This is a genomic window from Inquilinus limosus (assembly GCF_051487185.1).
Taxonomy (GTDB): Bacteria; Pseudomonadota; Alphaproteobacteria; order DSM-16000; family Inquilinaceae; genus Inquilinus; species Inquilinus limosus_F.
In genome coordinates this window covers 90,720-111,961 of the sequence record NZ_JAHVDK010000024.1, presented here as the reverse complement: position 1 = coordinate 111,961, position 21,242 = coordinate 90,720, and the positions used below count along the sequence as shown (strand labels likewise).

26 protein-coding genes and 1 pseudogene are annotated in these 21,242 nt (G+C 67.9%); 18 read left to right on the top strand and 9 right to left on the bottom strand.

Annotation, left to right across the window (positions count from 1 at the left end; genetic code table 11):
- Nucleotides 1-30: 30 nt before the first annotated feature.
- The gene (locus KXR53_RS25035; protein WP_437378022.1) at nt 31-495 is read right to left on the bottom strand and encodes a cupin domain-containing protein; all 465 of its coding nucleotides are present in this window, start codon (nt 493-495) and stop codon (nt 31-33) included.
- A gap of 328 nt (nt 496-823) precedes the next feature.
- Between KXR53_RS25035 and KXR53_RS25030 the strand changes: the two genes are divergently transcribed.
- Together KXR53_RS25030 and KXR53_RS25025 are read left to right on the top strand one after the other, a co-directional pair.
- Entirely contained in the window at nt 824-1,504 is a 681-nt protein-coding gene (locus KXR53_RS25030; protein ID WP_437378020.1) for a DNA alkylation repair protein, read from the top strand.
- A gap of 143 nt (nt 1,505-1,647) precedes the next feature.
- Nucleotides 1,648-1,755, top strand: a pseudogene (locus tag KXR53_RS25025) (hypothetical protein); the annotation flags it as partial.
- A gap of 17 nt (nt 1,756-1,772) precedes the next feature.
- On the opposite strand, the gene KXR53_RS25020 reads toward KXR53_RS25025, so the two are convergent.
- Genes KXR53_RS25020 through KXR53_RS25005 form a run of 4 tightly spaced genes read right to left on the bottom strand, consistent with a single transcriptional unit; the run spans nt 1,773 to nt 4,918 of the window.
- Nucleotides 1,773-2,243, bottom strand: a complete 471-nt coding sequence (locus KXR53_RS25020) for a methyltransferase family protein (protein ID WP_437378019.1) — start codon at nt 2,241-2,243, stop codon at nt 1,773-1,775.
- Nucleotides 2,244-2,291: 48 nt separating this feature from the next.
- Nucleotides 2,292-2,993 (bottom strand): DUF899 domain-containing protein, encoded by a 702-nt coding sequence (locus KXR53_RS25015; protein ID WP_437378018.1) that lies wholly within the window; start codon nt 2,991-2,993, stop codon nt 2,292-2,294.
- A gap of 31 nt (nt 2,994-3,024) precedes the next feature.
- Nucleotides 3,025-3,651, bottom strand: a complete 627-nt coding sequence (locus tag KXR53_RS25010; RefSeq protein WP_437378017.1) for a Vgb family protein — start codon at nt 3,649-3,651, stop codon at nt 3,025-3,027.
- Nucleotides 3,652-3,697: 46 nt separating this feature from the next.
- Complete coding sequence (locus KXR53_RS25005) at nt 3,698-4,918, bottom strand: hypothetical protein (protein ID WP_437378015.1); 1,221 nt, start codon at nt 4,916-4,918, stop codon at nt 3,698-3,700.
- Nucleotides 4,919-5,037: 119 nt separating this feature from the next.
- Between KXR53_RS25005 and KXR53_RS25000 the strand changes: the two genes are divergently transcribed.
- From KXR53_RS25000 to KXR53_RS24990, 3 genes are read left to right on the top strand one after another with little or no spacing between them, the layout of a single operon-like run.
- Nucleotides 5,038-5,802 carry a DUF899 domain-containing protein gene (locus KXR53_RS25000; RefSeq protein WP_437378014.1) on the top strand — a complete coding sequence of 255 codons (765 nt, stop codon included), beginning with the start codon at nt 5,038-5,040 and terminating at the stop codon, nt 5,800-5,802.
- On the top strand, nt 5,795-6,043 hold the full coding sequence (locus KXR53_RS24995; protein ID WP_437378013.1) for a hypothetical protein: 249 nt from the start codon (nt 5,795-5,797) through the stop codon (nt 6,041-6,043). Before KXR53_RS25000 ends, KXR53_RS24995 begins: the two co-directional genes overlap by 8 nt.
- On the top strand, nt 6,040-6,456 hold the full coding sequence (locus KXR53_RS24990; RefSeq protein WP_437378012.1) for a GFA family protein: 417 nt from the start codon (nt 6,040-6,042) through the stop codon (nt 6,454-6,456). The genes KXR53_RS24995 and KXR53_RS24990 overlap by 4 nt, the downstream gene beginning before the upstream one ends.
- 6 nt (nt 6,457-6,462) lie before the next feature.
- On the opposite strand, the gene KXR53_RS24985 is transcribed toward KXR53_RS24990, so the two are convergent.
- Nucleotides 6,463-7,332: a LysR substrate-binding domain-containing protein gene (locus KXR53_RS24985; RefSeq protein WP_437378011.1), complete on the bottom strand. Its 870-nt coding sequence runs from the start codon at nt 7,330-7,332 to the stop codon at nt 6,463-6,465.
- 98 nt (nt 7,333-7,430) lie between these two features.
- Here KXR53_RS24985 and KXR53_RS24980 point away from each other — a divergent pair, with 98 nt between their 5' ends.
- Complete coding sequence (locus KXR53_RS24980; protein WP_437378010.1) at nt 7,431-8,402, top strand: quinone oxidoreductase family protein; 972 nt, start codon at nt 7,431-7,433, stop codon at nt 8,400-8,402.
- A 59-nt stretch (nt 8,403-8,461) separates the two neighbouring features.
- Here KXR53_RS24980 and KXR53_RS24975 read toward each other — a convergent pair whose 3' ends face one another.
- The gene (locus KXR53_RS24975) at nt 8,462-10,297 is read right to left on the bottom strand and encodes a radical SAM protein (RefSeq protein ID WP_437378009.1); all 1,836 of its coding nucleotides are present in this window, start codon (nt 10,295-10,297) and stop codon (nt 8,462-8,464) included.
- A 164-nt stretch (nt 10,298-10,461) separates the two neighbouring features.
- On the opposite strand from KXR53_RS24975, the gene KXR53_RS24970 reads away from it, so the two are divergent.
- The 4 genes from KXR53_RS24970 to KXR53_RS24955 all read left to right on the top strand — a co-directional run bounded on the left by KXR53_RS24970 (nt 10,462) and on the right by KXR53_RS24955 (nt 12,927).
- Nucleotides 10,462-11,049, top strand: a complete 588-nt coding sequence (locus tag KXR53_RS24970; RefSeq protein ID WP_437378008.1) for a 2'-5' RNA ligase family protein — start codon at nt 10,462-10,464, stop codon at nt 11,047-11,049.
- 114 nt (nt 11,050-11,163) lie between these two features.
- On the top strand, nt 11,164-11,592 hold the full coding sequence (locus KXR53_RS24965; protein ID WP_437378007.1) for a CBS domain-containing protein: 429 nt from the start codon (nt 11,164-11,166) through the stop codon (nt 11,590-11,592).
- A 73-nt stretch (nt 11,593-11,665) separates the two neighbouring features.
- On the top strand, nt 11,666-12,451 hold the full coding sequence (locus KXR53_RS24960) for a hypothetical protein (protein ID WP_437378006.1): 786 nt from the start codon (nt 11,666-11,668) through the stop codon (nt 12,449-12,451).
- Nucleotides 12,452-12,456: 5 nt separating this feature from the next.
- Nucleotides 12,457-12,927, top strand: coding sequence for a YbhB/YbcL family Raf kinase inhibitor-like protein (locus KXR53_RS24955; RefSeq protein ID WP_437378005.1), 471 nt, complete (start codon nt 12,457-12,459; stop codon nt 12,925-12,927).
- 9 nt (nt 12,928-12,936) lie between these two features.
- Here the strand turns inward: KXR53_RS24955 and KXR53_RS24950 are convergent, their stop codons facing one another.
- A complete protein-coding gene (locus KXR53_RS24950; RefSeq protein WP_437378004.1) occupies nt 12,937-14,040 on the bottom strand; it encodes a CapA family protein in 1,104 nt (367 codons plus the stop codon).
- A 156-nt stretch (nt 14,041-14,196) separates the two neighbouring features.
- On the opposite strand from KXR53_RS24950, the gene KXR53_RS24945 reads away from it, so the two are divergent.
- The 3 genes from KXR53_RS24945 to KXR53_RS24935 all read left to right on the top strand — a co-directional run bounded on the left by KXR53_RS24945 (nt 14,197) and on the right by KXR53_RS24935 (nt 17,558).
- Nucleotides 14,197-15,084 (top strand): arginase family protein, encoded by an 888-nt coding sequence (locus KXR53_RS24945; RefSeq protein WP_437378003.1) that lies wholly within the window; start codon nt 14,197-14,199, stop codon nt 15,082-15,084.
- A gap of 48 nt (nt 15,085-15,132) precedes the next feature.
- On the top strand, nt 15,133-16,062 hold the full coding sequence (locus KXR53_RS24940) for a LysR substrate-binding domain-containing protein (protein WP_437378002.1): 930 nt from the start codon (nt 15,133-15,135) through the stop codon (nt 16,060-16,062).
- A gap of 254 nt (nt 16,063-16,316) precedes the next feature.
- Nucleotides 16,317-17,558, top strand: coding sequence for an MFS transporter (locus KXR53_RS24935; protein WP_437378001.1), 1,242 nt, complete (start codon nt 16,317-16,319; stop codon nt 17,556-17,558).
- Here KXR53_RS24935 and KXR53_RS24930 read toward each other — a convergent pair.
- Entirely contained in the window at nt 17,555-18,055 is a 501-nt protein-coding gene (locus KXR53_RS24930; protein WP_437378000.1) for a GFA family protein, read from the bottom strand. The two genes, KXR53_RS24935 and KXR53_RS24930, sit on opposite strands and share 4 nt — an antisense overlap.
- 159 nt (nt 18,056-18,214) lie before the next feature.
- On the opposite strand from KXR53_RS24930, the gene KXR53_RS24925 reads away from it, so the two are divergent.
- The 5 genes from KXR53_RS24925 to KXR53_RS24905 all read left to right on the top strand — a co-directional run bounded on the left by KXR53_RS24925 (nt 18,215) and on the right by KXR53_RS24905 (nt 21,238).
- Nucleotides 18,215-18,841, top strand: a complete 627-nt coding sequence (locus KXR53_RS24925; protein ID WP_437377999.1) for a 2'-5' RNA ligase family protein — start codon at nt 18,215-18,217, stop codon at nt 18,839-18,841.
- Nucleotides 18,842-18,903: 62 nt separating this feature from the next.
- Nucleotides 18,904-19,263: an ArsC family reductase gene (locus KXR53_RS24920; RefSeq protein WP_437377998.1), complete on the top strand. Its 360-nt coding sequence runs from the start codon at nt 18,904-18,906 to the stop codon at nt 19,261-19,263.
- A gap of 493 nt (nt 19,264-19,756) precedes the next feature.
- Nucleotides 19,757-20,551, top strand: coding sequence for a hypothetical protein (locus KXR53_RS24915; protein ID WP_437377997.1), 795 nt, complete (start codon nt 19,757-19,759; stop codon nt 20,549-20,551).
- Entirely contained in the window at nt 20,548-20,742 is a 195-nt protein-coding gene (locus KXR53_RS24910; protein ID WP_437377996.1) for a hypothetical protein, read from the top strand. Before KXR53_RS24915 ends, KXR53_RS24910 begins: the two co-directional genes overlap by 4 nt.
- Before the next feature lie 121 nt (nt 20,743-20,863).
- Nucleotides 20,864-21,238, top strand: coding sequence for a hypothetical protein (locus KXR53_RS24905; protein ID WP_437377995.1), 375 nt, complete (start codon nt 20,864-20,866; stop codon nt 21,236-21,238).
- Nucleotides 21,239-21,242: the final 4 nt, after the last annotated feature.

Sequence of the window (21,242 nt, the reverse complement as noted above, 5' to 3'; positions counted from 1 at the left end):
GGAGACGTCTTGCCGCCCGGGACAACTGCGTCACCTGGGCGGTGGCCAATCCGGGAGCAGAGTGATGCCGAATCTTGGCGAAGCCTCGCGGAGACGCTCGATCTCCTCAGGCGTCGGCGGCCCCACGATTTCGTCCGGTTGAAGCTCGTGGCCAGCTTCCTCGAGAAACCGGTCGAACAGAGCGGGGGTCCCGATCAAGATGTATCGGCTGGGATTGCCGCTCATGTTCATAAGCTGGTGCGGAATGCCGCGCGGCAGGAAGGCGCTCTCGCCTGCGGTCAGGCGTCGAGGCCGGCCGTCGATCACCGCGGTCAGCTCGCCTTCGATGATGTAGACCGTCTCGTCGTCCCTGGCGTGGACATGGATCGGCGTCCTCGTGTTTCCGCCGCTTCTGTTCTCGAAAAGGCAGAACTGCCCCGCGGTCTGGTCTCCGGACAGCAGGCGTTTCATGACAACCCCTGCAAGAACGAACTCTTTGCTGTCGTTTTTACCCATCGTCGGTTCCTTTCCGCGCATGATGCAGGTGAAGTCGGCGGGATCTCCATTCGGCGAGTTCGGGATACCAAAGACGATAGACGCTGTGATGCGCCGGTTCCCGGAGCCGGCTGCGCGTGATCAAACTCCGGCCACACCGATATCCGGCTGTTCCTGACGCTCCATTGCGTGCCGCAGCACGAGTTCTATCGGATAGCAGCGACACTGTTGTCGCGTAGAATGACGGTGGCGCTGGCTCTTGCCTGAGCAAATGATGTGAAATACCGTCAGTGCATCGCGCGGGGGCGTCTACGACAAAGCCGAGTACGCCGAGGGCAGGGGGCGCTTGATGTCGGCGAGCCCAACACTCCAGGATATTCTCTGCGAACTCGCCGCACTTGAAGACCCGAAGATGCGGGAGACCAATGCGCGCCGTCGGGATGATCATGGCGTGAACCTGGCCCAGCTTCGCGCGCTCGCCAAGCGGCTCAAGACGCAGCACGAGCTCGCCCTTGATCTCTGGGCGACCGGCGGCACCGCTGCACGCCTGCTCGCGACCCTGATCTGCAAGCCCAAGGCGTTCTCCGCCGCCGAGCTCGACGCCATGATCCGCGACATCCGTTGGCCCAAGCTCCTCGACTGGTTCACCGTCAATGTCGTGAAGCCGGGCCGGCACGCCGAGCAGCTCCGCCTGGCCTGGAAGGACGGCGACGACCTCGTCGGCCGAGCAGGCTGGAGCCTGACCACGGAACGGGTGGTCAAGAACGCCGAGGGGCTCGACCTTTCGGCGCTGCTCGACCAGATCGAGGCGGAGATGAAGCAGGCGCCGGAGCCGAAGCAATGGGCGATGAACCATTGCCTCGCTGAGATCGGCATCCACCATCGCGCGCATCGGAAGCGGGCGATCGCGATCGGCGAGCGGCTCGCCGTCCTGATCGACTATCCGGCGTCGCCGGGCTGCACGCCGCCCTATGCGCCGGTCTGGATCGCCGAAATGGTGCGCCGGCGCGAGCAGACGGAACCCGCCTGACGCGCCATAGGACGTCCGGCATGAGCCCGCCGGGCGCATCGACGCGACGCCCTAAGAGCATCGAAAGGCTGAAGCCCTCCTCGTTGCAGCCCTTGGGGACGAGGTCGAGGAACTGGTAGGCGCGTTGACCAGTCGGCGCCGCGATCTGGCAAGCCCTCGCCGTGTTGCTGCCGGTGCGCACGGTGCGCGGCCTCAACCGCGTCGTCGACGACATCACCTCGAAGCCGCCCGGGACAATCGAGCGGGACTGACGGGTGCGGGGCAAACGCTACAGCCAGCGCCGCACGCGCGAGCAGTACTGGCGATAGAGCTCGCCGAACTTGCGCTCAAGATAGGCTTCCTCGCGAGCCACCACCCCGTAACGGATAACGAGGCCGAAGGGCACGAGGACCACCAGCAGCCACAGGCTGTCGAAGGCCGTGGCGAGACCGACGAGCCCAAGAAACATGGCGAGGTATATGGGGTTGCGCGTGAAGCGGTAGGGGCCGTCGTCGACGATGGTCGTGGTCGGCATGTTAGTGGGCACGTTCGAGCCTGCCCTGGTGAGCGTGGCGATCGCCCAGACGAACAGCCCAAGCGCGATGGCAAACGCCGTACCGCCAAGCCAGCCCGCAGACACGGCAGCCGGCATGAACGGCAAAGGCATGAGCCAGTCGAGCGCGAGCCCGACAAGCACTGCAAGCGCCCATGCGATCGGCGGCCGAACAACGACTTGGGCCGTGTCTGCCCTATTGGTCATGGCGGGCTCCCGAACCCGGCACTATGCGGATCAGCGAACTCGGTGGGCTCAATACTGATCGTGCCGGCGCACCCATTCCATGGTGAAGTTGAGGCCGTCCTCATCCCGGCCCTTTGGCACCAGGTCGAGGAAATGGTAGGCGCCGTTCACCATCTCGACCCCGCGCTGGTAGCAGGAATAGGTGTGGAACACCTCACCGCTCCGGTTCTGGTAGAAGACGCTGATCCCGACCTGTTCCGAGATCTTGTTCGGCCTGATCTCGTAATTGTACAGCGCCTTGCCTTCGGCGATCTGCTCGGGCGTGAAGGACACCTGATAGTCGAAGTTGAAGTCGCTGCCGAAGGACAAGACCCAGGGAAAGCTCCAGCCCATGCGCGCCTTGTAGGCCTCGATCTTCGCCAGCGGCGCGCGCGAGACGGCCGTGAAGGTCACGTCGCGGTGGTTGAGATGGATCGGGATGCCGTTGAAGTTGTCGGCCCAGAAGGAGCAGGACTTGCAGCCTTCCTCCCAGTCGGGGCCGAGCATGAAGTGATAGATGATGAGCTGGGAGCGCCCGTCAAACAGGTCGGCCAGCGAGAGCGTGCCGTTCGGCCCCTCGAAGCGATAGGGCTTCTCCACCCGTTCCCAGGGCATCGCCTGCCGGCGACGCGTCAGCGCGTCGAGCTGGCGGGTAACCTCCTTTTCCGCGGCAAGCAGGTCGAGGCGCGCTTTCAGCCATTCTTCGTGCGAGACCACCTTGTTGTCGAGCATGTCTCTCTCCTCGGGCTCCTCGGGGCTGTCGTCAGTCCCGCTTCGGCCGCCGCACAGCCCTGATCTTCCCGCTCTTGCCGCCGCCGCAGAAGAACCGGTCGCCGCCGTCGGATTCGAGCCCGGAGACGCCCGCTCCAGGCGGCATTTCGAGCCGCTCCAGCACCTTCCCGGTCTGCGGATCGATCCGCCGCAACTCGCTCTCGTCGCCTTCCCAGGTGGCGTGCCACAGCTCGCCCTCGACCCAGCTGACGCCGGTGACGTGGCGGTTGGACTCGATCGTGCGGAGGACCGCCCCCGTCTCGGGATCGACCTGATGGATCTTCCGCTCCTGGTACTGCCCCACCCAGAGCGTCCCCTCGGCCCAGGCGAGCCCGGAATCTCCCCCGCCGCCGGGCGCCGGGATGGTGTGGAGCACGCGGCCGGTCTCCGGGTCGATCTTCTGGATCCGACTCTCGGCGATCTGGAACAGGTGCCGGCCATCGAAAGCCGTTCCCGCATGCGCGGGGACGTCGAGCGAGCGCACCATCTTGCCGCTGTCGGGGTCGAGGGCGTTGAGCTTGTCCTCGGAGGCGAACCAGACGTGCCGGCCGTCATAGGTGACGCCGGCCACGGCCTCGACGCCCGGGAACGGCCCGTATTCGCGGATGATGTCGGCCATGGATCGTTTCCTTGATCGTTTTCCTGATCGTTTCATGGGGGCCAGCCTAGCCGTCGGGCAGCGGGGCCGGGAGTAACAAGGTCGTCGTGAAACCGGGCGCGGGCGGTGTCATCCAGCGGCGCGCCCGGCCATGGCCGAAGGACTGCACCTTGCCCGCTTCCGCCAGCGCTTCGAGGGCCCGCTGCACGGTCCTCTGGCTGGCGCCCAGCGCGAGCGCCAGGGCCGAGCTCGACCAGGATTCGCCGTCGGCGAGGAAGGCCAGCACCGCTGCGTGCCGCTCCTCCACCGGCCGGGCCAGCACCACGACCTCGCGGTCGTGACGCGGCACCAGGGCGAAGCCTCGCGCCGTCGCGTTTACCCTGGCCAACGGCCGCAGCGCGGCGCGCAGCCGCCCGATCTCCACCCGAAGCCGCGCGCGATGCGATTCATCGGCGAACTTCGCCCCGAAGGCCCGCGCCAGCAGCACGCCCCGCGGCGCGTCCCCGGGCCAGGCCTCGCCCAGCGCGCGGGCCAGCGCGAACAGCACCGGTCGTCGGGCGAGCGGGATCACCGTGCCCGCGCCGCGCACGACATGGCGGCACGCATCCACGACCAGCGCGTCCGATGCCAGCAGCGCCTCGACCTCCTCGAGCCGGAGCGGGCGCTCCTCGCCGCGTGCCATCAGCCGCGCCGCCGGCGTCTCCAGCAGGCGGGCCGCGCCCTCGACCTCCGCCGCCAGCGCCGGGATGCCGGCGGTGCGGGCGGCCTGGTCGGCCCGGGCCAGCGCGGCGCGCGCCGGCTCGGTCCGCAGGCGGCGCATCGCGATCCCCGCCACCGCCAGCTCATGGGTAGCCCTCAGCGCGGGCGGGAAGGGGGAGGGGTCGAGCGCGGCCAGCGCCCGCTCCGCCTCGTCGAGCCGCCCGATCAGGAGGAGGCGCCGGATGGCGAGGGTGCGCGCGTGGGCGGCGTTCACCCCGTCGCCGTGCCGTTCGAGCGTCGCCCGCGCCGCGTCCAGCGCCTTCTCGGGCCAGCCCAGGTCGCGCGAGGCCAGCGCGACCTCGGCCTCGGCGACGATGCACCGCGCCCGGGCCACGGCCTCCCTCGGGCCGAAGGCGCGCGCCGCGCGCCGCAGCAGGAGCTTCGCCCGGTCGAGATCGCCCAGCTGCGCCATGGCGATGCCGCGCAGCGCCAGAGCCGGCGCGTCGTCGCGCAAGGCGACGCGGTTCAGGGCGCCGAGCGGATCACCCGCGGAGAGCGCGCGCGCCGCGGCCGTGATCAGCGAGTCCATCGAAATCCCGCCACACTTGTCACTCCCGCCCGTTCCGTCCCCGGCACCAGTCTAACCCATGACGACCAACCCGCACGTCGTGCCGGGAAGCGGACGACGGCATTCGAGGGAGAGAAGGGATGAGTGGACACAGGACCGGAACCCGCGAGGAATGGCTGGCGGCGCGGCTCGACCTGCTCGAGGCCGAGAAGGAGCTGACGCGGCGCAGTGACGAGCTGGCGCGGCGGCGGCAGGAACTGCCCTGGGTCCGGGTCGACAAGGAGTACCGGTTCGAGACCGACGACGGCGGCGCCTCGCTGCCGGATCTGTTCCGCGGGCGGTCGCAGCTGATCGTCTACCATTTCATGTTCGGGCCCGACTGGAAGGCGGGCTGCCCGTCCTGCTCGATGATCGCCGACAGCTTCAACGGCTTCGCGGTCCATCTGGCGAATCACGACGTGATGCTGTGGGCGGTGTCGCTGGCGCCGCTGGCGAAGCTGCAGGCCTATAAGCAGCGGATGGGGTGGACCTTCCCCTGGGCCTCCTCGCTCGGCGGCGACTTCAACTATGACTTCAACGTCGCCTTCACCGAGGAGCAGCAGCGCGCCGGGGCCATCGAATACAACTACCGGCGCGGCGGCCATGCGATGGACCTGGTCCCGGCGCCGGAGCCGATCGTCCAATTCGCGACCACCTGCGGCACGGACGCGCCCAGCTACAACCGCGACCGGCCGGGCATGAGCGCCTTCGCGCTCGAGGACGGCGTCGTCTATCACACCTACTCGGCCTACTCCCGCGGGCTCGACGCCCTGTGGGCCTCGTATCAGTGGCTCGACCGCGCCCCCAAGGGACGCAACGAGACCGGCATCTGGTGGCGCCGCCACGACGAGTACGGCCATGGCTGATCTCGCGATGCCCCGGCGCCCGGCCGGCGCAGCCGACTGGCTCGGCCTCGCGGCCACGCCGACCTTCGCCCTCATGGCGCTGGTCACGGCCGTGTCCGGCGGCGAGGCGGATGTTCTCTGCTCGGCCGCGGGCGCGTCGCCGCTGGCCGGAATGGTCCCGATGTACCTGCTGATGAGCGCCTTTCACATGGCGCCCTGGCTGCGGCTGATGACCGGAATAATGGGAGGAAAGACGAGATGAGCGAACCCTATACCGGCGGCTGCGCCTGCGGCGCGATCCGCTACGAGATCGCCGGCGAGCCGGTGTTCATGAATGACTGCCAGTGCCGCGACTGCCAGTACAGGAGCGGCACCGGGCACGGCTCCTACCTGACCTTCCTGAGCGCGGCCGTGAAGAAGCTCACAGGCGAGGCCACGCGCTGGGACATCGTCGCCGACAATGGCAACGTGAAGAGCCACGCCTTTTGCCCCACCTGCGGATCGCCGGTCTACCTCACCTCCGCGGCCAAGCCCGACTTCTTCACCGTGCACGCCGCCAGCCTCGACGATCCGGGCCGGTTCAGGCCGCAGGCGGTGACCTACCGCATCCGCGGCCACGCCTGGGACCGGATCGACGAGGCATTGCCGCAATTCGAGAAGATGCCGCCAATGTGAAACGGGTCACGGCCGGGGTATTGCCGGCAGGCCCTCCAGCAGCACGCCGATCGCGGCCTCCACGACCGGCGTCCGCCGGTCCCGGGCGTAGAGGCCGTACTGGGCGGCCAGCGGCCCCGGCACCCCGGCAGATGGCTTCAGCACCCGCATGGTGGCGGCGCGGACGGATTCGGGCGGCAGCAGCCCGATGCCCAGCCCGTTCTCGACCGCCGCCTGCAGGGCCGTGACGCTCTGGCTGGTGAAGGTGACGCGATGCTCCCGGCCGGTGGCGGCCAGCGCCTCGAGCATGCGCTGGCGCCACAGGCAGGGCGCGGTGAAGGCGACCAGATCGAGCGGCCGGTCCGGATCCGGCACCTGGTCCGCGGCGGCGACCCATTGCAGATCGACCGTCCACGAGGCCACGGCATCGGCCACCACGACGGAGGTCGGGCCGATCATGATGTCCAGCCCGTCCTCGCTCCACAGCCGCCCCAGCGCCACGCTGTGCTCGACCACCACGTCGAGGCGGATCTCGGGATAGGCGCGATGCAGCCGCCCCAGCGCCGCCGGCAGCGTCGCGGTGGCCAGCTCCTCGGCCAGGCCGATGCGCACGCCGCCGCTGATCTCCTTCTGCCGCAGGCGCGCCACCGCCTCGTCGCCGAGGGCGAGGATGCGGGTCGCGTATCCGAGCAGCAGTTCCCCCTCCGTCGTCGGCACGACGCCGCGGCCGGTGCGCTGGAACAGATGCCGCCCGAGCAGGTCCTCGAGCCGGCGCATCTGCATGCTCAGCGCCGACTGGGTCCGCCCGGTCTGCGCCGCGACCTTGCTCAGGCTGCCCTGCCGGCAGACCGCCACATAGGTGCGGAGGAGGTCGAGTCCGATCTGCTCGGCTATCATCTTCGCTGAACTCTGAAATCACCGATATCAGTCTACGCTGATGTCTTTCGGCGCGCTATCTCCCGGGCATGATCCGTGCAACGAGAGGCGCCGACCCCATGAAAGCGATCCGTGTTCACCGCCATGGCGGGCCCGAGGTGCTCGCCATCGAGGAGATCGACATCGGCCGGCCCGGGCCCGGCGAGGTCCGCGTCCGCAACCGGGCGATCGGCGTCAACTTCGTCGACATCTATTTCCGCTCCGGCGAATACGCGCCACCGGCCCTGCCGTTCACGCCGGGCAACGAGGGCGCCGGCGAGGTCGTCGCGGTGGGCGAGGGCGTCACCGAATTCGCCCCGGGCGACCGCGTGGCCTATGTCGAGACGCTCGGCGCCTATGCCGAGGAGCGCAACGTCCCGGCCCATTTCCTGGTGCGCCTGCCCGACGCCATCGATTTCGAGACCGGCGCCGCGATGATGCTGAAGGGCCTGACGGCGCAGTCCCTGCTGCGCCGCACCTTCCGGGTCGAGCCGGGCCACACCATCCTGATGCACGCCGCGGCGGGCGGCGTCGGCCTGATCCTGACGCAATGGGCGAAGCATCTCGGCGCGACCGTCATCGGCACGGTCGGCTCGCCGGAGAAGGCCGAGCTCGCCCGCGCTAACGGCTGCGACCATGTGATCGACTACCGCCGTGAGGACTTCGCCGCCCGCGTGCGGGAGATCACGGGCGGCGAGGGCTGCCACGTGGTGTATGACGGCGTCGGCCGCGCGACCTTCCCGGCCTCGCTCGATTGCCTGCGGCCCTTCGGCACCTTCGTCAGCTTCGGCTCGGCCTCGGGCCCGATCGAGCCCTTCGACATCATGCTGCTGATGCAGAAGGGCTCGTTGTTCGCCACCTGGCAGCTGCTGTTCGAGCACCTCAAGAAGCGCGAGGACGTGCTGGCCATGAGCGCGGAGCTGTTCCAGGTCGTCGCCGACGGCGCGGTGACGATCCCGGTCCACGCCCGCCTGCCGCTCGCCGAAGCGGCCGAGGCGCATCGCAGGCTGGAAGCGCGGCAGACCACCGGCGCGACGGTTCTGCTGCCGTAGAGTTCGCTTGCGACGCAGGGGCGGCCGCTCCGTGCCATCCCTTCCCGGTCGTCGACGAGTCAGCCGACGGCGCGACCGCCGACGACGTCTCCTCCGACCGCGGGGCCTTGGGCTAGGTCTCGATCCTCGTCGTCAATGGCTGCGGGAAAACGGAAATCAGTGTTGGAAAGCCAGCACTGATGTTCCACGAGGAACTGGAAATGCTCCACAGGGTATGGCGCGGCACGCTCAGCAAGTGTGAAGCGGAACGTACCGACGTCCCCCGGCCTGACCGTGCCTTCGATGTGGCCGGCAACGCGGTTTCGGGCGATCCATGTCTCGTGGAAGAAAGCGCTGTCCGTCCGGTCCCGGGGGCGCACTGTCGCAAGACGAACCGGATAGTCGCTTGTCCAAGCTATTCTGCCGGTGTTGCGAAGCCGAATTTCGCAGCTGCCGCCGACATTGACCGCGGCGGAAACGATCTCCGCTGCAAACAGGTTCAGCGGATGATAGCCCCAGCCGCGCCGTTCGCAGCTCCGGCAGCCGAGATTCTGGTCACGTAGCAGCCCCCTTCGCATTGCGGTGTAACCTTCGCCTCGCCAGATCTCTTGAAACGACTGGGAGACGAGAGATCCGACGGGCTGCTGCAGGTGATAGCATTCGCAGGGGTAGACGTCGCCATCACGCGTGACGATCGCCTTTTCCCAGGGATCCACGCAGACTCTCGTCTGGCGTACGTCGGACGGGATTGCGAGTGCAGAGGCGGCTGGTTTGATTTCCGAATCTCGCTCCTGGACGAAATCCGGGGTCGTAACCTGTATCAGATCCGCCGGAAGGGTAGGGAGCAGATTGACGGATGCCCCGAGCTCCTCTGCTTCGTTCTTCACCCGAAGCAAGATTGCTCGTTCCTCCTGCGTGTAGTCGGGGACCATCTTTCGAGTCGAGACATTCATTTGATTGACGCCACGCATGACGAGACGCTTGACGGAGTGCCGGCGCAGAAGATCGGGAAATCCCGCGAGGGTGGACAAGCTGTCCCGCATGACCACGGCATGAATTCGAACCACGCTGGGATCCGATATGGATCGCACCGCACGATCCAGTGCCGCGAGAGTTCGGCTCAGCGGCTGGCCACGAATCTTCAAGTAGGTGTCAGGATCAGGAGAATCGATCGAGAAGGTCAGATCTCTAAGATTCCTGAGCTGCCCGAGAAACGCTGCTCGTTCCTCATTGATCAGATCGCCCGTGGTGATGACGGAAAATGCAACATTGGCATCGTCAAGTTGCTTCAGAAATTCCAAAAAATGCCGATGCGTCCACGGCTCTCCGAGCCCGAGAAAATTGACGGCCTCGGCATAACGGGCGGCTCCGAAGAAATTATCCCAGGTCTCTACCTTCATATGTTGGGACGAGCCGCCTGTCTTTGCCGATCGAGAGCACATGACGCAGCTCAGATGGCATGCCGTGCTGACTTCCACCTGCATTGTTATCGGCGCGATATCGGGGCACAGGTTGATTTCCCGATCGATGGGCAATTCCGGGGGCCCGTTGCGAAGTTTCGGTTTGAGACTGCGCAGTCCGATACCAAGCACCCGTCGATCCGTCTGATCCGGATGGTGCGCCGGACAGAATCCATCGGCCTCGATGCGAACCGACTGCGCGTTCCTGCATTTGATGCCGATTTTGTAGGTCCCGGCTGCGAAGGACTCGCTGAATTGGATCCGGCCATCGACGATTACGGCGACGCGCTGGAGCTTGCCTGTGAACCTGCTGTAGTGGGTGAAGAATTTCAGATCAAAGCGATCGCATCCGGACGGGTTCAGATATGCCACGTCCGACGACCAAACCCACTGGCTGTCGTCCGCCGCTTCGAGCCAGTACCAGCCTCGGCCCAACCATCTCTCCGCGATCGCCATCTTCCACCCCGCATAAGTGCGCCAGTTGAAATGCGTTAAATGCAATCAGATATGCTGTCGGTGAATTAGAATCGGATCGCGCAATTCGGTCAAGTGACAATAACATTGTCCCTTTTCTCATTTGAATCGGAGAGGTCAGGAGGGTTCATTGCGGAGGTGCGGCCATGCAGGGCGTCTTCAACTTCTACGAACCCCTTTCCGACAGGCCCAGGCGGCCGGAGCGCGTGTTCTTTTGTGTCCTGCCGGATGACGAGACACGCGACCGCGTGGCGCGGTTCGGCGACGGGTTCTTCTCCGAATATCGTCTCATGGGAACACGGCTCAGGACCGACCGGCTGCACGTCTCGCTGCATCATGTCGGCGACTACAAGCGTCTGCGCACCAAGTTCGTCTATGCGGCGCAACAGGCCGGGAAGGCCGTTTCCATGGGACCATTCGAGGTGGCCTTCCGCTTCGTGAAGAGCTTCGAGGCGGCGCCGCACAAGAAGGGCCGGCGGCCGCTGGTCCTGCTCGGCGAGGGAGGTGAAGCCCTGGTGGAGCTCTTCCGGAGTCTCGGCATCGCCCTGACCAGGAGCGGGCTGAAGGCAGCGGCGGAGTTCACGCCGCACATGACTTTGTCCTACGGGCCGGACGCGATCCCGGAGCAGGCGATCGAGCCGATCCGCTTCGTGGTCAAGGACTTTGCCCTGATCCACAGCCGGCTGGGGCTCACCCGGTATGAGGTGATCGACCGCTGGTCGCTGCAGGCCTGACTCCTGGAGGCGCCGCGCGCGCGTCGGCGGACGGACATGTCACGATCCCGAGGCACCATCGGCGCGCCGGGGCCGTTGCTCCAATGACGACATTCGTCTGAGAGGAGAGCAGCCATGCAAGTCCAGGAGATCATGCACACCAACGTCCAGCTCGCCGACCCCAACATGACCATTCGCGACGTGGCTCGGCGGATGCGCGCCGACAACATCGGGGCGCTGCCGGTCGGCGAGAACGACCGCCTGATCGGGATGGTGACGGACCGCGACATCGTGATGCGCGCGGTCGCCGACGAGCGCAATCCCGGCACCACGACGGTGCGCGAGGTGATGTCGGAGGGCATCTGCTACTGCTTCGAGGATGACGAGGTGGATCGGGCCGCCGAAGTCATGGCGCAGCACCAGGTGCGCCGGCTGCCTGTGCTGAACCGCAACAAGCGGCTGGTCGGCGTCATCGCCCTTGCCGATCTCGGGCGCTCCGAGGAAGAGGCGGCCGAGAGCGCGCTCAAGGGCATATCGGAGCCGACGGACAAGGAGCGGCGATAGCTTCATCCTGGCCGGGAACCTATGCCGGGACGTCCTGTTGGCATCAGCAGATGCCACTTCGAGGCCCTGCGCTATGGTTTCCGTGCGGAAGAAGCAGGAACGGCACCAGCCCGAGGTCGACGAGGAGATCGTCGAGAAGGGCGACATCTATTTCGTGTACCGGCCCCGCATCGAGGAGGGCGAGGCCGAAGGCCTGGGCGATGTCCAGCGCTTCTACATGGTGATGAAGCCGGAAGGACAGAGCAGGTTCCGTGTCGCGGTGCTCGGCCGCAAGCACCTGCCCGAGGCCCACGACCATGAGCGCATATGGGGCTTCATCGACGCGGTGAAGAGCGGCCGGGAGGTGGAAGAGGAGTTCCGGGAGCACCATTATCCGACTAAGACGCGCGGCGAACGCACGCTGGCGGCCGTGCGGCCGGCGGGGGAGGGCGTCTATGCGCTGGTCCGGCGCGGACGGAACCTGCATCTGACCTATGAGCTCGAGCTGCCGGAGCGGCCCGGCGAGGTCCAGAAGGAGCTGAAGATCGAGCGCCAGGCCGCCTACATCCTGTCGGTCAAGAATCCGGAGAAGCCATCGCCGCCCGGTTCGGGGCTGCCCGAGCGGGAGGAGGCGCATTATCCGAAGACGCTGGAGCGGGAGTTCCGCGGCCGGCGCTTCGCCACCGAGGATCCGCATCTGCTCGACTACGAGGGCGCCGAGTTCGTCCTGGTCGGGGCGCGCACCGATCCCGAGCGGGCCTATGACATCGACATCGAGGCCGAGCACGAGACGGCCCAGAAGGCGGACATTTTTCGCCAGCTCAAGATGTCGCCGCGCGAGCACCCGATCGAGCCGTTGCTCAAGGGCAAGTGGCGGTAGCGGCGATGCGCCTCTGGAGCGAAGCCTTCGAGGACGGCCAGGAGATCCCGGTCGAATTCACCCGGGACGGCCACAACGTCTCGCCGCCCTTGCGCTGGTCCGATCTCCCCGACGGCACGCGCGAGCTGGCGATCCTGTTCGAAGGCGTGACCCCCGCCACCCGCGAACCGTGGCTGCATTGGCTCGCCTACAAGATCCCGGCCGAGCTCGACGGCCTGCCTGCGGGCTTCAAGCACCAGCACGAGCCCGAGGAGCCGCTGCATCTGTTCCACGGCCGGAACTCGCTGGACGGGGACGGCTATCAAGGCCCGCAGGGAACGCTCGGCCGCACCTTCCGGTACCGCTTCCGCCTGCTTGCTCTGGACCGTCCGGTCGAGGCGCCGCCGGGCCTTGACCGCAAGCGGTTCGAGAAGGCGATCGCCGGCCATGTCCTCGATGAGGCGGAGTTGCACGCCACCTACACGCGGCAGGCCTGAGCGTCGCACCTACACCCATTCGAGATGAAGCGCCCCGGTGTCGTCCTGCACGACGCCGCCGTCGAAGCGGCGGCATTCGCGATCGAGCGTGCCGCGGAGCCATCCGATGTCGCCTGGTTCCGCCCGATTGAGCCGGAGCTGCCGCAGCTGGAACGGCACCATCGTCAGGTCCTGCAGCGCGCCGTCCGCCGCCAGGACCGGCAGGTACATGAGCACGAGATCGTCCCGAAACGCCTCGTAGCCGGTGATCCCCTCGTAGTCGGTGATGAAGTCGCCGCAGCCATAGAGGATCAGCCGGCCGTGATGCACTTCGATCGCTTTCGGGTGATGCGACGAATGGCCGTGCACCAGGTCGATGCCGGCCTCGTCGATCAGCGCATGGGCGAAGGCGCGATGGGAGCGGGAGATCCCGTATCCCCAGTTCCCGCCCCAGTGGATCGAGACGATCATGATGTCGCCGGCCTGGCTGGCGGTCTCGAGCTGCGCCCCGATCCGCCGGGCGGTATCGGCCGACAGGTCGGTCAGGAGGTTGACCCCGGGTCTGTCGGGCCCGGCCAGCCAGCTCTGCGGCACGCCGCTGTCCGCAGAGGCGGCGGCATAGACCAGGACCCGGCCTCGCTCCGGAAGCGGGAGGATGGCGGGCGCCGTCGCCTCGGCGATGCCGCGGCCGGCGCCCGGCGCCGGGATACCCGACGCTGCGATCGTGTCGAGAGTCTCGATGAGTCCCGGCCTGCCCCAGTCGAGGACGTGATTGTTGGCCAGGACGCAGCAATCGATGCCGGCCGCCGTGATGCAGGCGAAGTTCTCCGGGCTCATGCGATAGTTGATGCCCTTCAGCTCCGGCACGGAATGGCGCGTCACGCTGGTTTCGAGATTGATGATGCGAAGGTCGACGCGGCGCTCCGCCGGCTCCGCCAGGGCATCGCCCCACGGGTACAGCAGGTCGACCGGCCAGGGCAGCGGCCCGTTCGCCTCCTCGGCGAGCGCGACATATTGCCTGGCCGAGGTCACATGGCGCTCGTACAGGCCGGGCTCGCAGGGCCAGGGCAGCACCTGGTCGATGCCGCGCCCGGTCATCACGTCGCCGGTCAGGAAGAGCTTGATTGCCTGCACTCCGCGTCGGCTCCCCGTGTTGAGTATTCATCAGAAGAACGCGGCAATCCGCCATCCGATCCGATCCTTCCGCCGGGCGCGAGGAACCCGGGTTGCGCCGATCCGGTTAGACTGCAGCGGAGCCGGCCTGCGCCGGCCTGGACAGGAGGCGTCGCCGTGACCCGTCCCCGCTATGCGATCATCGAAGCGCCTTCGGTGCTGGGGCTGTTTCCGAAAGGGGTCGAGCGGCTGCCCGAGGCTCTGCTCGGGGCGGGCCTCGCCGAAAGGCTGGGGGCGCGGCGGGCCGGGCGGGTCGCGCCGCCGCCCTACGATCCGCGGCGCGACCCCGGGACGATGCTGCTCAACCCGACCGGCATCGCCGCCTATTCTTCCACCCTCGCGAACGCCGTCGGGCTCGTGCGCGGGGCCGGCGAGGTGCCGGTGGTGCTGGGCGGCGACTGCTCGATCCTGCTCGGCTGCCTGCTGTCGCTGCGCCGCCGCGGGCGCTTCGGCCTCCTGTTCCTCGACGGCCATGCCGATTTCTACCAGCCGGAGGCCGAGCCGAACGGCGAGGCGGCGTCGATGGAGCTGGCGCTGGCCACCGGCCGCGGCCCCGCCGTGATCTCGGATCTGGAAGGGCTGCGGCCGCTGGTCCGCGACGAGGACGTGGTCGCGTTCGGGCCCCGCGACGCCGAGATCGCGGAACAGTTCGGCAGCCAGCGGATCGCGGACACTATCATCGAGCTGCTCGACCTCGCGGCGGTTCGGCAGGCCGGCGCCAACGCCGCGGCGGAGCGCGCTCTGCAGCGGCTGACCCGCCCCGGTCTCCTCGGCTTCTGGCTCCATCTCGATGCCGACGTGCTCGACGATGCGGTCATGCCGGCGGTCGACTACCGGATCCCGGATGGCCTGTCCTTCGACGAGCTGGCGACGGTCCTCCGCGCCGCGACGGCGAGCGGCAGGATGGCCGGGGTCGACATCACGATCTTCAACCCGGCGCTGGATCCCGGCGGCGCCATCGCGGCACGCTTCGTCGACGCCATCGCCCGGGGACTGCGCTCGTAATATGCTTTCGCCCCATGGTCCGAGCCGGGTTGCCGTTGGGGTTGCCGGATGCCGCTTCGCCTGCCGCCGCTCTCGTCCCTTCGCTTCTTCGAGGCGGCGGGGCGCCATCTCAGCTTCAAGCTCGCCGCCGCCGAGCTGAACGTGACGCCCAGCGCCGTCAGCCACGGCATCGTCGGGCTGGAGCGGGCGCTGGGCGTCGAGCTGTTCGTGCGTGAGCCCCGCAAGCTGTCGCTGACGCCGGAAGGGGCGGACTACCTGCCCTATGTCTCCGAGGCGCTGTCCCTGATCGCCATCGGCACTCAGCGCTTGCCGGGCAGCGGCGAGCGCCGGACGATTACGGTGAGCTGCGCGCCGACCTTCGCCGCCCGCTGGCTGCTGCCGCGGCTGCACCGCTTCGGCGAGCGCTGGCCGACCATCGGCGTCACCGTCGACACCTCGCGGCGGCAGGTCGGTTTCCCGGTCGACGGCTTCGACTTCGCCATCCGGATGAGCCGGGCGACCGCGGCCGGGGCCAGCTGGACCCGGCTGTTCGGCGACACGCTGGTCCCGGTGTGCAGCCCGGCCTATCGCGAGATTCTGCGGCGTGAGAACGGAACCGTCGATCTGCGCCGGGCCACGCTGATCCATGTCACCCCGGCCAGCGAAGATTGGCAGGCCTGGCTGGAGCGGACCGGGATCGACGGCGTCGACCTCGCCGGCGGGCTGCGGGTCGACACCATCCAGATGGCGTTCGAGGCCGCCGCCATAGGGCTCGGCATCGCCCTGGGGCGGCGCCTGCTGGTCGGCCCGGAACTCGCGTCCGGGGCGTTGGTCGAGCTCGACCTTCCGTCCATCGACGCCGAGACCGCCTATTGGCTGGTCAGTGCCGAAGGGGCGGACCGCCGCCCGGACCTGCTGGGCTTCAAGCGCTGGCTGCTGCGCGAGGTCGAGGCGTTCGGGCGGGGTGCCGCCGAAGGCGAGGGGAGGCGGATCGCCTGAGGCTGTTCAGCCCCGGGCTTACGACACCCCAAGCCGTCATTGCGAGGAGGCGAAGCGGACGAAGCAATCCATGCCTCCGCTCTTGCGGCCCTGGATTGCTTCGCTGCGCTCGCAATGACGATCCTTTGAGCTGACCGACCTGGGAGACCCGGCCGAGACCAGGTGAGCATCCTTCACCCGTCAGCGAAACCTTCTCTTTTGCCGGCCCCTCCGCCGATTGCCATTGTGTGGGGCGGGCGAGGAGGGCCCGGACCATGGCGGCGACCGAAGGACGGCATTTCGCATCCCCCGGCATCCGGGCGGGGCTGGTGATCCTGGCCGGGGCGCTGATCATGAGCGCCGCCATGGGCTCGCGGCAGACCTTCGGCCTGTTCATCGGCCCGTTCTCCTTCGACCGCGGCCTGCCGGTCATGCTCACCGCCTTCGCCATCGCCGTGCACAACCTGGTCTGGGGCTTCGCCCAGCCCTTCGCCGGCGCCGCCGCCGACCGCTGGGGCTCGGCGCCGGTGGTGGCCTTCGGCGCGGTCGCCTTCGCCGCCGGGCTGGTCCTCACCGCCATGGCGTCGTCGGGGGCGATGCTGGTGCTCGGCCTCGGCCTCCTGGTCGGCATCGGCATCAGCTGCACCACCTTCGGCGTGGTGCTGACCGCCCTGGGCCGCGCGGCGCCGCCGGAGAAGCGCAGCATGGCGATGGGTCTCGCCAGCGCCGGCGGTTCGCTCGGCCAGGTGCTGCTGGTGCCACTTGCGCAATGGGTCACGGATCTATCGGGCACCACGGCGTCGCTGCTCGTGCTCGCCGGCTGCCTGGTCGCCGTGGCGCCGCTCGGGCTGTTCCTGGACCGGCGCGACGGCGCCGCACCGGCGCCGGCGGAGGCAGCGCTGCCGCTGCGTGCGGCGGTGGCGCAGGCGCTCGGCCATCGCGGCTACCGGCTGCTGACCCTCGGCTTCTTCACCTGCGGCTTCCAGCTCGCCTTCATCGGCACGCATCTGCCGAACTACCTGCTGCTGTGCCACATGCCGGCAGGGCTCGGCGCCACGGCGCTGGCGCTGGTCGGGCTGTTCAACATGGTCGGCAGCTGGGGCTGCGGCTGGCTCGGCGGCCGCTTCCGCCAGCACCATGTCCTCGGCTGGCTGTACCTGATCCGCGGCGCCGCCATCGCCGCCTTCTTCCTGGCGCCGAAGAGCGAGGCGTCGGTCGTGCTCTTCGCCGCGGTGATGGGCCTGACCTGGCTGGGCACCGTGCCGCTGACCAGCGGCCTCGTGGCCAAGGTGTTCGGCACGCGCCATCTCGGCACGCTGTTCGGCGTCTGCTTCCTCAGCCACCAGATCGGGTCGTTCCTCGGCGCCTGGGCCGGCGGCTACGTCTTCGACGTCACCGGCTCCTATGCCCTGGTCTGGATCGCCACCGCGGTTGCCGGGCTGGTGGCGGCGCTGCTGCACTTCCCGATCGATGATGCGCCGGTGGCGGTCACGGCCTCGGTGCGCCAGGCCGCTTAGAACCCGTCGTCCATCAGCGGCCGCTTCTTCCGCTTCGGACGCGTCCACACCACGCCGGGAAAACCCTTCAGCGGGCGCAGCGGCTCGCCCCTGTAGGTCCATTCCGGCGCCTGCTCGATGGCGATGTGGTACAGCGGCTCGCGGCCGGTGCGGGTCTCGAACAGCGCGCGCGGGATGTTCACCATCTGCCGCCACTGCGACCGTTCGTAGAGAACCGGCGTGCCGCAATGGCGGCAGAAGCTGCGCGTCCGGCCTGTGTCCTCCTCTGTGAAGCGGGCGAGGGCGGACTCGCCCTTGACGATGCGGACGCGGCTGCGCCAGCAGCCGACATAGGTGGCGTAGGCGGCGCCGTGCGCCAGGCGGCTGTCCCGGGAATGGTCGTGCCAGGCCCAGCGGGCGGGGACGCCGATCTCGATCCGCACCCGGCCGCACAGGCAGCGGCCCTCCGCGACCTCCGCCGGCGCTTTCCGGGTTCTTCCCACTGCCGTCTTGCCCATTCTCGGCCTCGTCTGCTGCGCCGGGAGAGAATACAGGCGCAACCTGCCAGGGAGTGTCAGCTATTCCGTGGGAAATCGATGCCGCCGAGCCATCAAGGGTCCCCGGCCAGCCCGCCGCGGTGTAGTCTCGCTCACCTGTCGCGGAGCGGACCATCCCGAGTGGCATCGAACGGCAGTTCCAGGACGTCGCGCGGCGATCCGAGGCAGCTCTCGCTGGACTTCGGGTCGCCGCAGACGCCCTCGATGTCGCCGGACCAGATCTTCTTCGCGATCCTCCCATCGCCGGCCGACGCCGCCATGATCCGGGCGCAGGCGGAGGCCCTGCGGCTTGACCTCGGCCTGCGGGGACAGTTGCGGCCGCCGGAGGTCCTGCACATCTCGCTGCAGTCCGTGGGCCAGTACCAGTCTTTGCCCTTCGCGCTGGTCGACCGGACGATGCACGCCGCCTGGACGATCGAGCTGCCGCGATTCGAGGTGACATTCGACCGAGTGACGAGCTTCGGGGCGGGCAGCGGAGCCCGGCCGGTCGTGCTCCGTTGCGCGGAGGGGAACGCCGCGCTCTTCGATCTGTACGAGGCCCTCGATCCGGCGATGGAGGCGGTCGGCCTGCACGGATCCCGCCCGCCTCTCAGGCCGCACCTGACGATCCTGTACGACCGGAAGGTCGTTCCCGAGGCGCTCCTCGACGCGCCGATCACCATCCAGGTGCGCGATTTCGCGCTCGTCCACAGCCTCTATGGCGAAAGCCGCTACCTGATCCTCGGCCGCTGGCCGCTGCGCGGGTGACGGCCGCGTCCGCCGTCCCTATGGTCGGTCCGACAGGACTCAGCACCAAGAGCGGAAGCGACATGGCGAAGGCGGTCACGATCTACGGCATCAAGAACTGCGACACGATGAAGAAGGCGCGGGCGTGGCTGGACCAGCGTGGCGTCGCCTATGCCTTCCACGACTACAAGGCGGCGGGTATCGACCGCGCCACGCTCGAAGGCTGGGCGCGCAAGGTCAGTTGGGAGGTGCTGCTGAACCGCGCCGGCACCACCTTCCGCAAGCTGCCGGATGCCGTCCGCGAAGGGCTGACCGAGGCCAAGGCGATCGGGCTGATGCTCGACCAGCCATCGATGATCAAGCGGCCGGTGCTCGACATCGGCGGCACGCTGCTGGTCGGCTTCAAGCCGGAGCAGTATGAGGGCGCGTTCCCGGGGCGCTGAGGCCCGGGGATCCGGCGCGATGTTCAACCAGGCGCCGATGGCCACTGACCGGGCGGGATGCAGGCGCTCGGCGAAGCCGCCCGTCCGTTGGGCTCGCGGTCGATCATCAGCAGGGCATGGTTCAGTGCCTCGAACACACCCCTGTCTCGCCAGGCCGCAAATCAGCGAGAAGCCGTGCTCTTCGGCGGAAGGTCGCTTGGAAGAAGCCGCCGAGCTACGCCACCGCGCATCACATAAAGGATCGCGTTGACGATTTCGCGCGGCAGTCAGGACAGCTTCGTCCCGTCCGCTTCGGTGCCAGCAGCAGCGGCTCGACCAGTTGCCAATCCGCATACGTCAAATCCGTTTCGTATCGAGGCCCCGCGCGACTATGCTGCCGGCGAGTGGCTGGGTCCACATCGCTCGCCTCCCAAGATGGCCTGAACAATCCCCAGGAATCACGCGATGCTCGGTCGCGAACCTTTTCGGGATAGGCTCTAAAGAGAGACGTCCAATGGATGAGAGCATCCATCCCTTTGACGGGGCGTATCTGGCCCGGATTGAGCCCGACGACCGTCTCGTGGTGCTTGCCCGGACGATACAGGCGCGGGATTCCCGAACGGAAGCTGAACTCAAGGACCGCGCCATTAACTGGGCGCGCTTTGGGGAAACATGCCTCGGGCAGGCGCTCTATCGGCACCGCTCCGTCTTTCGGAATGCTTCGGAAGCGGCTGTGTGGAGCCATCTCGAACTGAGCTACTTTCGCGACATAGTTCCTGCCGACGCCATTCACGAACTCGTGGTCAAGCAGCAACCGGCCGAGACGCAACTGCTGCGCGCGGAGATTCTTTTGACCACTCCCTCGGCCTTCATACTGCCGCGAAACTGGCAGGGCTCAGCCGATCGGCCCGAACGGCAGGCGTCGCTGGAATATATCGAAGTGCAATCGCCATATCTCAGCGAGTACAGAGCCATCATGCGGAAGTATATCGGCCCGGCCGCCGCGAAGCTCGTCCAGGCGAACAGGATCGGGACGTTCAGGACGATGGAGACAGCGGCAGTGCTCTACCGCGACCCGGCGTTGAAGATCGACTGGAACCAGATTCACCTATGCGAAGTGGATGCCGACGGCTTCAATGGGTTCGGCCAGGAGTTCGATGCCGCGCTCCGTGAGGTTTCGCCGGACGGCGGCTTTGCGGCCGTCTTTGCCGGCCTCGACCGCATGCGCATGATCCCGCGCTGGACCTTCAACGATCCCGTGGTGGAGGCGGACGCTGCTGTCGGGCGGGAGGGCATGGTGGAAGCATGAGGAATCTCGTCCCGGCGCTGGCCGGGGACGACCGGCCGCCAGGCGACACCGGGCCGCCCGATCCGGCTTCGCCCCGTGGCCGGCGCCGATGGACCGACGCCGACTGGGCCGAACACCGCGGCCGCAAGACCGAGCGCAACACCCGGTGGCGCCACCTGCAGAGGCTTGCGCATATCCACCGCCACGGCTGAGGCTGGGCGGTGACCGATCCTGCGTCTTGTATAAACAGAGCGGTCGGTCTATTAATAATCCATGCAGCAACCTCCGCACCGCGGCCCGGCGGACTCCGGGACGGGACGGCCCCGGTCCTGGATGCGGCGTGGCCGTGCCGGTCTGGCCCGCTTCGCGCGCCGGCATCCGCGGCTCTACGCAGCCCGCCACGTCGTCCGGTCCCTGCTGCAGCTCGCCGTCGCCGCGACCGGCATCGGCGCTCTGGTCTGGCTGCTCGTGCCGGAGCTCGGCTGGCCTTGGCTCGACATCGACTGGGGCTGGCTGCGGCTGCTGCCCTGGCCTGAGATCGGCTGGCTCTGGTCCTGGATGCCCTCGCTGCCGGACTGGCTGAAGACGGTCCTGCACGGGGTGAAATGGGCTGTGCCGATCGTCATCGCGGTTCTGGTCGCGATCGACGAGGTGGAGCGCCGGACCGGCCGCAAACATCCCGGCAGTCCCCAATCCCATCCGGAGTGACCCG